The organism is Neobacillus rhizosphaerae (assembly GCF_937468385.1).
Taxonomy (GTDB): Bacteria; Bacillota; Bacilli; order Bacillales; family Cytobacillaceae; genus Neobacillus; species Neobacillus rhizosphaerae.
This window is the reverse complement of sequence record NZ_CALBWS010000002.1, coordinates 266119-278418: the sequence shown is the minus strand read 5'-3', so window position 1 is coordinate 278418 and position 12300 is coordinate 266119. Positions and strand designations below refer to the sequence as shown.

Here is a 12300-nt window from a genome sequence, read left to right as displayed (position 1 = left end):
ATGAGATTTCCCATAGCGCAAGCTAGTAAGAACCCTGAAAGATGATCAGGTTGATAGGTCAGAGGTGGAAGCGCGGTGACGTGTGGAGCTGACTGATACTAATCGTTCGAGGACTTAACCAAGTTTTAAGGTGAACTCGATTTTACAAAAACTTCTTCTACATTATCTAGTTTTGAGGGAATGAAAAAAATAAATTTTCCTCTTGAAAAATATGAAAAAGACATTATAATAAAAAAGTGTCTGATAAATGGTCTGGCAGTAATGGCGAGAAGGTCACACCCGTTCCCATACCGAACACGGAAGTTAAGCTTCTCAGCGCCGATGGTAGTTGGGGCAGGCGCCCCTGTGAGAGTAGGACGTTGCCAGGCTGTTATATAATTATTCCGCAGTAGCTCAGTGGTAGAGCTATCGGCTGTTAACCGATCGGTCGTAGGTTCGAGTCCTACCTGCGGAGCCATTTTTATGGAGAGCTGTCCGAGTGGCCGAAGGAGCACGATTGGAAATCGTGTAGGCGGGTAACCCTGTCTCAAGGGTTCAAATCCCTTGCTCTCCGCCATAAAACATTTTCGATATGGCCCCTTGGTCAAGCGGTTAAGACACCGCCCTTTCACGGCGGTAACACGGGTTCGAATCCCGTAGGGGTCACCATTTTGGAGGATTAGCTCAGCTGGGAGAGCATCTGCCTTACAAGCAGAGGGTCGGCGGTTCGATCCCGTCATCCTCCACCATTTTCAAAAAAAATATTTTTATTGTCGCGGGGTGGAGCAGTCCGGTAGCTCGTCGGGCTCATAACCCGAAGGTCGCAGGTTCAAATCCTGTCCCCGCAATTCGGTCTGGTAGTTCAGTTGGTTAGAATGCCTGCCTGTCACGCAGGAGGTCGCGGGTTCGAGTCCCGTCCAGACCGCCATTTGTTGGCTCAGTAGCTCAGTCGGTAGAGCAAAGGACTGAAAATCCTTGTGTCGGCGGTTCGATTCCGTCCTGAGCCACCACTTTTGATTCAATATTTTTAAATCTAAATTAGATTTAGAAAAATGTATGCCGGTGTAGCTCAACTGGTAGAGCAACTGAATCGTAATCAGTAGGTTGGGGGTTCAAGTCCTCTCGCCGGCACCATAAGCTGGCAATTGTGTATATTATATGTGGAGGGGTAGCGAAGTGGCTAAACGCGGCGGACTGTAAATCCGCTCCCTCCGGGTTCGGCGGTTCGAATCCGTCCCCCTCCACCATTTTAGGGGTATAGTTTAAAGGTAGAACGAAGGTCTCCAAAACCTTTGGTGTGGGTTCAATTCCTACTACCCCTGCCAATTAATTTAATTATGGCGATTGTGGCGAAGTGGTTAACGCACCTGATTGTGGTTCAGGCATTCGTGGGTTCGATTCCCATCAGTCGCCCCATAATAATCTTATAAAAGGGATTCACTTATATATAGTATCCTTGGGCTATAGCCAAGCGGTAAGGCATCGCACTTTGACTGCGACATGCGTTGGTTCAAATCCAGCTAGCCCAGCCATTTTGCGGAAGTAGTTCAGTGGTAGAACACCACCTTGCCAAGGTGGGGGTCGCGGGTTCGAATCCCGTCTTCCGCTCCATAATTTACGGCGGCATAGCCAAGTGGTAAGGCAGAGGTCTGCAAAACCTTTACCACCGGTTCGAATCCGGTTGCCGCCTCCATAAAACTTATGTTGAGTATGGATAAGAATAGGTATTTAGATTTCGCCGGGGTGGCGGAACTGGCAGACGCACAGGACTTAAAATCCTGCGGTAGGTGACTACCGTACCGGTTCGATTCCGGTCCTCGGCATTGCTTTACCTAACATTTTAATACGCCGGTGTGGCGGAATTGGCAGACGCGCACGACTCAAAATCGTGTTCCGTGAGGAGTGTCGGTTCGACCCCGACCACCGGTATCTAGACAATCGCTTGCCAATGCGATTAAAAAAACGTTTCTTACATATTGTAAGGAACGTTTTTTTTTTCAATACGATACTTAGAAAAATATCTTGGATATAAAATCGTGTGCGTGCCTGCCATTAAGTAGAGAGTAATTTAAAATGGAAAGACGTACAAATGCGTAGGCTTTCTCCAGAAAAAAGAGAGCAAAAGCCGAAGTAGAAGGGTTCTAGGTAGGTGTTCCGTTAAAATAGCCGAGCAAAAGCCGATGTAGAAGCGCTCTACGTAGGTATTCTTCCGAAAAAAGAGAGCAAAAGCCGATGTAGAAGCGCTCTACGTAGGCATTCCCCCGAAAAAAGAGAGCAAAAGCCGATGTAGAAGCGCTCTACGTAGGTATTCTTCCGAAAAAAGAGAGCAAAAGTCGATGTAGGAGGGCTCTACGTAGGTATTCTCATGAAAAAAGAGAGCAAAACCGAAGTAGAAGTGCTCTACGTAGGTATTCGCCCGAAAAAAGAGAGCAAAAGCCGATGTAGAAGGGCTCTACGTAGGTATTCTCATGAAAAAAGAGAGCAAAACCGAAGTAGAAGTGCTCTACGTAGGTATTCGCCCGAAAAAAGAGAGCAAAAGTCGATGTAGAAGGGTTCTACGTAGTAACCAAAAAAGAATCCACCGCGATCCAGGAAAATTCGACAAAATTCGCAAATCCTCTTGACGATAGTAAAAAAGGTGTGTATTATTGTAAAGGTCAGTTGATTCATGAAATTGTCATATATTCATCTAAATGCGGGTGTAGTTTACTGGTAAAACCTCAGCCTTCCAAGCTGATGTAGTGGGTTCGATTCCCATCACCCGCTCCATACATATTAACTAACGCAGTGTATCGTTACATAGGAGAACGATGCATTGCGTTTTTTCTATTGTTAAGGATTAAGAAATTTAAACCTTTAGCTAGATTACTGACGAGTAGAAATGGCTAAACGTGCGCTTGAGCTTATAGTAAAAAAAGATGCCTTACTGGCATCCAAGAATTCGGAAGGAAGCTTCCCCTCCGTGTAATTGTATAAACATGTTCATTAAAGATTCTGTCAGCTTCCTCGCATTTTCTATATCAGTTGATGGTCTTAAATAAATGATTTGCAAGGCGTTCTTAGTGTTAAAAGTTACGGGGGTTCTGTTCGAATCGACAAAAGGGCTACCAAACGGTCCATTCTGGTCAGAAGAGAGGATAAGATGACTTAAGGAGTTTGTTCTCCCGTTTAATCCTATGTATTCCTCGCCATCCATTCCCACTCGTATTTCCACGGCTCCTTGTAACAGATCACGGTCGTAAATTCCAATCGGTACTTGATATTGAAGAGAGAAAAAATTATTAATATCAATGGCGCTTTGAACGGACGATAGATAATTTTGCTTTTGAACTCTTCTATATAATGCCTCCGCAGAATGACGATACCGGTTTGGATCCTTACCAATTGTTTTAAAAACGTTCCGCCATTCTTTAATTCCAGGCTGGTCGGTAACATTTTTATTCTCTAGATCAAAATAGATAGATTCCTGAAAAAGCTGCAGTCTTCCTCTGAGCATTTGCGGAGAAGCTCCAACGACAATATTTTTGTATTCAATAACTCCCAGCTTTAAACTAGGAATTAGCTCGATTAATTCCAATGAAAGTTGAATTTCCAACGATTCCACCTCCAAAACTAGATGAAAATAGTTTATCATAAATAGATGTGTAATCAATAATTTAAACAATCCAAGCATCAAAATATAATTACCTCAATGAAAGGAGGTCCTGCGATATGGATATTCGAAAATTAAAGGAAGAGCTCATCTCTTATTGTAAAGAACTTGGGATAGATAAGATCGGGTTTACAACTGCTGAACCATTTACAGAATTGAAATATCGCTTAATCAGACAACAGGAACTTGGCTATCAGTCTGGATTTGAAGAACCGGACATTGAAAAAAGGGTAACACCTTCATTATTACTTGCTGAACCTCGTTCAATCATCTCCATCGCGCTAGCCTATCCAGCCAAAATGAACGTACGTGTGGAAGGGAAAAAAGGAGAGCGAAGAGGAATATTCAGCCGGGCCTCTTGGGGGCTGGACTATCATCATATTCTTAAGGACAAACTGAAAAAACTAGAAGAGTTTATAATAACAGAGGCACCGGAAGCAAAACTGAAATCAATGGTTGATACTGGGGAACTATCTGACCGAGCAGTTGCCGAAAGAGCAGGAATTGGCTGGAGCGGGAAAAATTGCGCCATTATAACCCCGGAGTTTGGCTCCTTTGTTTATATTGGTGAAATGATTACTAGCCTCCCATTTGAACCGGATACACCGATTGAAGATCAATGTGGGTCATGTACAAAGTGTTTGGAGGCTTGTCCGACAGGTGCTTTGGTTCAGGGGGGACAAATTAATGCCCAACACTGTATTTCTTTTTTAACGCAAACGAAAGGGTTCATTCCAGATGAATTTAGAGATAAGATCGGTAACCGTGTATATGGATGTGATTCCTGTCAAACGGCTTGTCCGCATAATAAAGGGAAGAACTTTCATTTCCATGACGAAATGGAACCAGATCCTGAAGTTGCTAAACCATTGTTAAAATCCATATTAAAATTAAGCAACCGTGAGTTTAAGAATAAATTTGGCTATGTGGCAGGTTCGTGGAGGGGGAAGAAGCCGATTCAAAGGAATGCCATCATGGCACTGGCCCATTTTAAGGATGATACAGCAGTTCCTAATTTAATTGAGATTCTAGAGAATGAAGCAAGTCCTGTATCGAGAGGAACGGCTGCCTGGGCACTTGGAAAAATTGGCGGGGAAATGGCTTTGACAGCACTAAAAAGAGCGCAAATGCATGAAACGGATAAAGAAGTGGTTAATGAAATAGAAAAAGGATTAAATTTTTACCGTTAACAAGCTGTTCTTGTTCCGAAGGCGCCTGTGCTTTTTGTTTTAAAATCTCCTTTCTTTCATATGTATGAAATGAAAGGGGGGGGAAATTTGAAAAAATCGTTTCAGGAGCTTTTTGATACTAGGGTATATCAATTTGTGTCTGATAAAAGAAGTCACAAGGTATTTTTTCCGAAGGCTGAAAAAAAACAAGCAACAATGGCAAGACGGTCTGCAGAGATAGTTAAAGTCAAAGCAACTGGCAAAATCATAGAGAAATCTGACGATGGCGAGTTTCAAATAGTCAAATACCTTGCCCATTATCAATATTTAATTAAACAAAAAGGTATGCTTTATTTGGAAGAAGAAGTGGAAGAAAGGCTGGCAAAGTTGTATCAAGAGGCATTGGTAATGGATGAGGAAATAAAGTATAAGGATTATCAGGAACCTCAGAAGGTACAATCGATACCACTCTTTGAGGAAAATGAAGAGCGGCTAAGCTATCAATATAATCGTTTAAAAGCTGTCCAATATGCAGAGCGCTGGTGGAATAGCTATAATTCTGCCTACAAAAAGTTTGAAGTGGATTGTACCAACTTCATTTCTCAATGCCTTCATGTTGGCGGTGCCCCGATGAGAGGCCATCCAAACAGGGGAACAGGCTGGTGGCATCAAAATAACAATTGGAGTTATAGCTGGGCTGTGGCAAACTCCTTAAGGTCATATTTATCTAATTCTAAAAGTGGCCTACGAGCTAGGGAAGTTAGCAGTCCTGATCAGTTGTTATTGGGAGATGTCATTTGCTACGATTTTGAAGGGGACGGCCGTTTCAATCATAATACAATTGTTACTGGCAAAGATGCCAACGGGATGCCATTAGTTAATGCCCATACCTACAATAGCCGGATGAGGTACTGGGCCTATGAGGATTCTTCGGCCTATACACCGAATATCAAATATAAGTTTTATACCATTGTTGAGTGATGTTTCTTTCTATGCCGATAGGAAAAATGCATGAGCATGAGCTTCGCAGTCGGCTAGTTTTCTTTATAAGGATTAATCGGAGTGGTATAATTGCTTTTTAAAGTTTTTATTCGAGGTGAAATTCGTGTCAATCCATGTAGTTTTATATCAACCACAAATTCCTTCTAATACTGGGAACATTGCCCGGACTTGCGCCGGTACAGATACCACGTTACATTTAATTCGGCCGTTAGGTTTTTCAACTGATGACAAGATGTTAAAAAGAGCTGGTTTGGATTATTGGCAATTTGTAAATATTGTCTATTATGATTCTTTAGATGAATTTTATGAAAGAAATGCTGGTGGTGAATTTTTCTATCTGACGAAATTCGGAAAAAAGCCACATAGTACATTTGATTATAGTGATCCAAGCAAAGAGTATTATTTTATTTTTGGACGGGAAACAACCGGCCTTCCAAAAGACGTTATTGAAAAGAATAAAGAAGTAAGCCTAAGGATTCCAATGAATGATAATATTCGTTCCTTAAATCTATCTAATACAGCGGCTATCCTTATTTACGAAGCATTAAGGCAGCAAGACTATTCACATTTAAAATAAACGTAAAAAGCTGCCCGAGGCAGCTTTTTTTTGTATACTTATTTACTTGATCCCGGCTTATCATTATACCCTGCAGTGAAGATTGCCGATAAGAATGCAACCATTACTAAAATAACGATGAAAGTGTTCATTTTATGTATTGCCCCCTTCGTCATACAATTTACACATATAGTTTTATTATAGCCTAACTTTAAAAAATGAAAAGGATAAGATTCTTTTATCGGAATAAAAAAGATAAAGAGGATCTCTTCTTGGTTACGCATGTTCAAGTTCCTAAGCGCATAGATTATATTAATCGTCTCTGATTAAGCTACAGGGGGAGGGCATTATGGATATTTTAAAAAAAATCGAGATGTATCGTGAAGAAGAGGAGAAACTCCGTTGGGAAGGCTCGTTTGCTGATTATTTACTGATGTTAAGGGAAAAGCCATGGGTAGCACAATCTGCACATTCTCGAGTTTATAATATGATTAAGGATGCTGGCATTGAAGAAGAAAAGGGGACGAAAAGATACAACTTCTTTAGCCATCAATTATTTGGTTTAGAAGAGTCACTGGAGCGGCTAGTCGAAGAGTACTTTCATCCCGCAGCTAAAAGACTTGACGTAAGAAAGCGAATTTTATTATTAATGGGTCCGGTAAGCGGAGGAAAATCAACTCTTGTCACGATGTTAAAAAGAGGTTTAGAAAGCTATTCACATAATAATCGTGGATCTGTTTTTGCCATCAAAGGATGTCCAATGCACGAGGATCCGCTGCACTTAATTCCACATCATTTGCGCAAGGATTTTCAGGATGAGTATGGGATTCGGATTGAAGGCAATCTTTCACCGCTGAACATGATGCGTCTCGAACAAGAATATGGTGGTCGAATTGAGGACGTATTAGTGGAAAGAATCTTTTTCTCTGAAGATAAACGAACAGGAATTGGAACGTTTAGTCCATCCGATCCAAAATCACAAGATATTGCTGATTTAACAGGAAGTATCGATTTTTCCACGATAGCGGAATTTGGATCTGAATCAGATCCAAGGGCATATCGCTTCGATGGGGAGCTTAATAAAGCGAACCGGGGAATGATGGAGTTCCAGGAAATGTTGAAATGTGATGAGAAATTTCTTTGGCATTTGCTATCTTTAACTCAAGAGGGGAACTTTAAAGCAGGCAGGTTTGCCTTAATAAGCGCTGATGAACTCATCGTGGCCCATACGAACGAAACAGAATACCGCTCCTTTATCTCTAATAAGAAAAATGAAGCGCTCCATTCTAGAATTATTGTTATGCCGATTCCATATAATCTAAAGGCGTCACAGGAAGAAAGAATCTATGAAAAGATGATTAACGAAAGTGATGTCTCCGATGTCCACATTGCGCCGCATACGTTAAAGGTTGCCGCGATGTTTACCATTCTAACACGGTTAAAGGAACCGAAAAAAGGCGATATTGATTTACTGAAGAAAATGCGTCTCTATGACGGGGAAAACGTCGAAGGGTTTAATTCGGCAGATGTTGATGAACTGAAAAAGGAATATCCTGATGAAGGCATGAGCGGTATTGACCCACGTTATGTGATAAACCGAATTTCATCCACCATCATTAGGAAAGAAGTACCTTCTATTAATGCATTAGATGTTTTAAGATCACTTAAAGACGGGCTCGATCAGCATCCGTCAATTACAACCGAGCTTCGAGAACGCTATATGAATTATATCTCTTTGGCAAGGAAAGAGTATGATAATATTGCCAAGAACGAAGTCCAAAAAGCATTTGTCTATTCGTATGAAGAGTCTGCTAAAACATTAATGGACAATTACCTTGATAATGTGGAAGCCTATTGTAATAAAGCAAAGCTTCGTGATCCGTTAACAGGTGAGGAAATTAATCCAGATGAAAAACTAATGCGATCGATTGAGGAACAAATTGGTATTTCCGAAAACGCCAAAAAAGCCTTCAGGGAAGAGGTGTTAATCAGAATTTCAGCCTTTGCTAGAAAAGGCAAACGATTTGACTATAACTCCCATGACCGCCTTCGGGAGGCCATTCAGAAGAAGCTCTTTGCTGATTTAAAAGATGTAGTTAAGATTACCACTTCATCGAAAACACCTGATGAACAACAGTTGAAGAAAATTAACAACGTTGTTGCCAGGCTCGTTGATGAACATGGCTACAACTCGACATCCGCTAATGAATTGTTGCGTTATGTTGGAAGCTTATTAAATAGATAATTGAGAGTTAGAATAGTGAGGACTGGCAGAACGAATCTGTCAGTCTCTTTTTTTCTATTTCCCTCAAAAGGTTTACTTGTCCAATTTTTTTAGGCAAAAACCCGATTGTCGAAATTATTTGTAAATTATTTATCGTTTCTGCATAGGATAAAGTAATCTATATTTTATATAAAATTTTTCACTCGCGTTATTGTATGTCTTTGATAATAAAGTGTGCGGTTTGAATTAGATTAATTTGATAAGGAGGGGTTTACATTGTCAGTTAACAACCATCAATTTGTCATCTCGAGAGAAGATTGGTCCCTCCACCGTAAAGGCCACGATGACCAGCAGCGGCATCAGGAAAAAGTCCAGGAGGCAATTCGTAACAATCTTCCAGATCTAATTACAGAAGAAAGCATAATTATGTCTAATGGTCGAGATGTGGTAAAAATTCCGATTCGTTCATTGGACGAATATAAAATTCGTTATAATTATGACAAAAACAAACACGTGGGCCAGGGGGACGGTGACAGCCAAGTCGGTGACGTAGTAGCACGTGACGGTTCAAGTGGACAAAAAGCACCCGGTAAGGGCCAAGGAGCAGGGGATCAAGCCGGTGAGGATTATTTTGAGGCAGAAGTATCATTAATGGAGCTCGAGGAAGCATTGTTTAAGCAGTTAGAGCTACCGAATCTCAAGAAAAAAGAAGAACAAGAACATTTGGTTGAAAACATTGAATTCAACGATATCCGAAAAACGGGTTTAATGGGAAATATTGATAAAAAGCGAACGATGATGTCTGCTTTTAAACGAAATGCAATGAGCGGAAAACCGGCATTCCATCCTATTTACAAGGATGACTTAAAATTTAAAACCTGGAATGAAATCGTTAAACCTGATTCGAAAGCTGTTGTCATTGCCATGATGGATACAAGTGGTTCCATGGGGATATGGGAAAAATATATGGCCCGTAGCTTTTTCTTCTGGATGACCCGCTTTTTAAGAACAAAGTATGAAACGGTGGAAATTGAATTTATTGCCCACCATACTGAAGCAAAAATCGTTACAGAGGAAGACTTCTTCTCTAAAGGAGAAAGCGGTGGAACGATTTGTTCATCCGCTTACCGCAAAGCCCTTGAAATTATTGATGCCAAATACAGTCCACGAAAGTTCAACATTTACCCATTCCACTTCTCAGACGGTGATAATCTTACATCCGATAATGCCCGCTGTGTGAAACTTGTAGAAGAATTAATGGAAGTATCCAATATGTTTGGCTATGGCGAGGTAAATCAATACAACCGCCATTCAACCTTAATGTCAGCCTACAAGAACATAAAGGATGAACATTTCCGTTATTATATCCTCAAACAAAAAGCAGATGTATTCCATGCAATGAAAAGCTTTTTTCAACAAGAAGAAACGACAATGTATGCATAATGAAAAACGACAGGTGACTGACACTTGTCGTTTTTTTTACCGCTATTCGTTGATAATCGCAAGAAGGGATTCGTATCAAAAGCCAATTAACATCACGTTATTCCTATAGATATAGTTGTCTATACCTTTTTGGTTTTTATTCAAAAAATAAAAAAATTACTAAAAAATTGTGAAGGTAATAAGAATTTACATCTATTTTTAGGTGTTTATGAATGATACCAATCAAAAATTGGTATAGACAACTAGAAGTAGATAATGCTAAAATATAGATATAACCAGAAAGGAAGTAATGGTGATGATTAATCATGTTAACCCTATCTTACTTAAGGGTATCCGAGTTTATTCAGAAAAAGAAATGATTAAAAATGGATTTATTAAAATAAAGGATCAAAAAATAATAGAAATCGGTTCAATAGACGAGCTAATAGATGAAGATGAATTTGAGGTTATAGAACTTCCTGCTTACTATAAAGCGATTCCTGGCTTTATTGATGTACACATCCATGGGGTTAATGGGGCCGATACAATGGACGCTACAAAGGAAGCGTTAGACACAATGGTCACAGCCCTTCCAAAAGAGGGAACGACGAGTTTTTTAGCGACAACGATGACTCAAGAAGGAAAACAAATTGAAAATGCATTAAAGAATGCAGCGCAATATATTGAAAAGCAGCCATCTCAAGGAAAGGCTGAAATACTTGGTCTTCACCTTGAAGGACCTTTTGTAAATGCAAAACGAGCAGGGGCACAGCCTATCCAGCATATCGTCGATCCAGACCTTGCCTTGTTTAAAGAGTGGCAAACGATGACAAACGGAAATATTAAACTTGTCACTTTAGCCCCGGAACGTCCAGGTGGATTAGAAATGATTCGTTATTTAAAGGAGAATGGAATAATTGCTTCCATCGGTCATTCAGATGCGACCTATGAAGAAGTAGGTGAAGCAATTGAAGCTGGAGCTAATCACGTAACCCATCTCTTTAATCAAATGAGGGGTTTGCATCACAGGGAACCAGGTATTGTCGGTGCAGCATTTTTACGGGATGAATTAATAGCAGAAATTATTGTGGATGGAGTGCATGTCAGACCTGAAATGGTAGAACTTGCCTACAAACAAAAACAAAGTGATGGCCTAATTTTAATTACAGATTCCATGCGGGCAAAATGCATGAAAAATGGTAAATATGATCTTGGTGGTCAAGAAGTTACCGTTCAGGATGGAAAGGCCGTTTTAGCGGATGGGACACTTGCTGGGAGCATATTAAGATTAGGACAGGCAGTAAAGAATATTGTTAACTATACAGGCTGTTCTTTGGAAAATGCAATTGAAATGGCATCAGTAAATCCCGCTAAACAGCTGAATGTGTTTGAAAGGAAAGGAAGTCTCGCCGAAGGAAAAGACGGGGACATCGTCATTCTTGATAAAAACTTGGAAGTATTCATGACATTTTGCCGCGGGGAGCTTGCCTTTAAGAAGGAGGAAGACTAAATGAAGCTTATCGAAGTAAAGGATTACCAAGAAATGAGTAAAAAAGCTGCCGAATATATTATTGACAAGGTTTGTCATCATCCAACTATTACACTCGGTTTGGCAACAGGTGGAACTCCAATTGGAACATATAAAATTTTAATTGAGGATTATCAAAAGAACGGGACGTCTTATCAGGGGGTTACTGTATTTAATTTAGATGAGTATGTTGGGCTCACAGGTGAAAATAAGAATAGCTATCGCTATTTCATGAACGAACAATTGTTTAATCATATTGATATTAAAAAGGAAAATACCAATATTCCTCGCGGGGACGCTACTGATTTTCAAAAAGAATGCAATCGTTACGAAGAATTACTTACCAAACATGGCGGCATTAATCTTCAAATTCTGGGGATTGGCAATAACGGACATATTGGATTCAATGAACCAGGAACTTCCTTTAACTCCACAACTAATATTGTCAATTTAGCACCTTCAACCATTAGGGCTAATGCCAGATTTTTTAATCAACCGGAAGAAGTTCCAACAAAGGCAATTACGATGGGGATTTCTACCATTATGAAAAGTGAAGAAATTCTATTGCTTGTTTCAGGTGAATCCAAAAAAGAAGCTTTGTCCAAGCTTTTTAATGAAGAAATAAATGAAAATTTTCCTGCCTCTGTTTTGAAAAAACATCCATGTGTTACAATTATTGCAGATAAAGCGGCAATTGCAGACCTAAAGGTTCACAGTTGAAATTTATCAGCTTATCTGCTGTTGCCACAGTTTAAATAGGAAGGTGTA

Annotated in this window: 8 protein-coding genes, 17 tRNA genes and 2 rRNA genes; 26 read left to right on the top strand and 1 reads right to left on the bottom strand. The window is 40.1% G+C overall.

All coding sequences use genetic code 11. The annotated features are described in order from the left end of the window. From M5A78_RS04160 to M5A78_RS04070, 19 genes are all read left to right on the top strand, one after another. Nucleotides 1-122 (top strand): 23S ribosomal RNA (locus M5A78_RS04160); the annotation flags it as partial. Between the two features lie 129 nt (nt 123-251). Then, nucleotides 252-368 (top strand): 5S ribosomal RNA (rrf, locus tag M5A78_RS04155). Nucleotides 369-382: 14 nt separating this feature from the next. Next, a tRNA-Asn gene (locus tag M5A78_RS04150) sits at nt 383-457 on the top strand. A gap of 7 nt (nt 458-464) precedes the next feature. Next, nucleotides 465-556, top strand: a tRNA-Ser gene (locus M5A78_RS04145). Between the two features lie 17 nt (nt 557-573). Continuing rightward, nucleotides 574-648: transfer RNA gene (locus M5A78_RS04140), tRNA-Glu, on the top strand. Between the two features lie 4 nt (nt 649-652). Further along, nucleotides 653-728, top strand: a tRNA-Val gene (locus M5A78_RS04135). A 25-nt stretch (nt 729-753) separates the two neighbouring features. Next, nucleotides 754-827, top strand: a tRNA-Met gene (locus M5A78_RS04130). Nucleotides 828-830: 3 nt separating this feature from the next. Continuing rightward, a tRNA-Asp gene (locus M5A78_RS04125) sits at nt 831-907 on the top strand. Nucleotides 908-913: 6 nt separating this feature from the next. Then, nucleotides 914-989, top strand: a tRNA-Phe gene (locus M5A78_RS04120). A gap of 48 nt (nt 990-1037) precedes the next feature. Beyond that, nucleotides 1038-1113 (top strand) — tRNA-Thr (locus M5A78_RS04115). 28 nt (nt 1114-1141) lie between these two features. Next, nucleotides 1142-1226, top strand: a tRNA-Tyr gene (locus tag M5A78_RS04110). A 4-nt stretch (nt 1227-1230) separates the two neighbouring features. Next, nucleotides 1231-1304, top strand: a tRNA-Trp gene (locus M5A78_RS04105). Nucleotides 1305-1319: 15 nt separating this feature from the next. Next, a tRNA-His gene (locus M5A78_RS04100) sits at nt 1320-1395 on the top strand. 41 nt (nt 1396-1436) lie between these two features. Beyond that, nucleotides 1437-1511: transfer RNA gene (locus M5A78_RS04095), tRNA-Gln, on the top strand. Between the two features lie 4 nt (nt 1512-1515). Then, nucleotides 1516-1590 (top strand) — tRNA-Gly (locus M5A78_RS04090). Between the two features lie 8 nt (nt 1591-1598). Then, nucleotides 1599-1672, top strand: a tRNA-Cys gene (locus tag M5A78_RS04085). 44 nt (nt 1673-1716) lie between these two features. Next, nucleotides 1717-1802: transfer RNA gene (locus M5A78_RS04080), tRNA-Leu, on the top strand. Nucleotides 1803-1826: 24 nt separating this feature from the next. Then, nucleotides 1827-1908: transfer RNA gene (locus M5A78_RS04075), tRNA-Leu, on the top strand. A 766-nt stretch (nt 1909-2674) separates the two neighbouring features. Next, nucleotides 2675-2748 (top strand) — tRNA-Gly (locus M5A78_RS04070). A gap of 154 nt (nt 2749-2902) precedes the next feature. Here M5A78_RS04070 and M5A78_RS04065 read toward each other — a convergent pair. Beyond that, on the bottom strand, nt 2903-3574 hold the full coding sequence (locus M5A78_RS04065; RefSeq protein WP_248734005.1) for a B3/B4 domain-containing protein: 672 nt from the start codon (nt 3572-3574) through the stop codon (nt 2903-2905). A gap of 116 nt (nt 3575-3690) precedes the next feature. Here M5A78_RS04065 and queG point away from each other — a divergent pair, with 116 nt between their 5' ends. The 7 genes from queG to nagB all read left to right on the top strand — a co-directional run bounded on the left by queG (nt 3691) and on the right by nagB (nt 12252). Beyond that, complete coding sequence (gene queG, locus M5A78_RS04060) at nt 3691-4821, top strand: tRNA epoxyqueuosine(34) reductase QueG (protein WP_248734004.1); 1131 nt, start codon at nt 3691-3693, stop codon at nt 4819-4821. An 87-nt stretch (nt 4822-4908) separates the two neighbouring features. Continuing rightward, a complete protein-coding gene (locus M5A78_RS04055; protein ID WP_248734003.1) occupies nt 4909-5781 on the top strand; it encodes an amidase domain-containing protein in 873 nt (290 codons plus the stop codon). Between the two features lie 124 nt (nt 5782-5905). Next, nucleotides 5906-6379: a tRNA (uridine(34)/cytosine(34)/5-carboxymethylaminomethyluridine(34)-2'-O)-methyltransferase TrmL gene (trmL, locus tag M5A78_RS04050; RefSeq protein ID WP_248734002.1), complete on the top strand. Its 474-nt coding sequence runs from the start codon at nt 5906-5908 to the stop codon at nt 6377-6379. A 328-nt stretch (nt 6380-6707) separates the two neighbouring features. Next, a complete protein-coding gene (locus M5A78_RS04045) occupies nt 6708-8603 on the top strand; it encodes a PrkA family serine protein kinase (protein WP_248734001.1) in 1896 nt (631 codons plus the stop codon). Nucleotides 8604-8858: 255 nt separating this feature from the next. After that, the gene (gene yhbH / locus M5A78_RS04040; protein ID WP_248734000.1) at nt 8859-10025 is read left to right on the top strand and encodes a sporulation protein YhbH; all 1167 of its coding nucleotides are present in this window, start codon (nt 8859-8861) and stop codon (nt 10023-10025) included. A 295-nt stretch (nt 10026-10320) separates the two neighbouring features. Further along, nucleotides 10321-11514, top strand: a complete 1194-nt coding sequence (nagA, locus tag M5A78_RS04035) for an N-acetylglucosamine-6-phosphate deacetylase (protein WP_248733999.1) — start codon at nt 10321-10323, stop codon at nt 11512-11514. Further along, nucleotides 11515-12252 carry a glucosamine-6-phosphate deaminase gene (nagB, locus tag M5A78_RS04030; protein ID WP_248733998.1) on the top strand — a complete coding sequence of 246 codons (738 nt, stop codon included), beginning with the start codon at nt 11515-11517 and terminating at the stop codon, nt 12250-12252. The last annotated feature ends 48 nt before the right edge of the window (nt 12253-12300 follow it).

What these genes read in the sequence shown, in the direction of transcription:
- queG (WP_248734004.1), top strand. Translation starts at nt 3,691, where the DNA reads ATGGATATTCGAAAATTAAAGGAAGAGCTCATCTCTTATTGTAAAGAA.
- M5A78_RS04045 (WP_248734001.1), top strand. Translation starts at nt 6,708, where the DNA reads ATGGATATTTTAAAAAAAATCGAGATGTATCGTGAAGAAGAGGAGAAA.
- nagA (WP_248733999.1), top strand. Translation starts at nt 10,321, where the DNA reads ATGATTAATCATGTTAACCCTATCTTACTTAAGGGTATCCGAGTTTAT.
- nagB (WP_248733998.1), top strand. Translation starts at nt 11,515, where the DNA reads ATGAAGCTTATCGAAGTAAAGGATTACCAAGAAATGAGTAAAAAAGCT.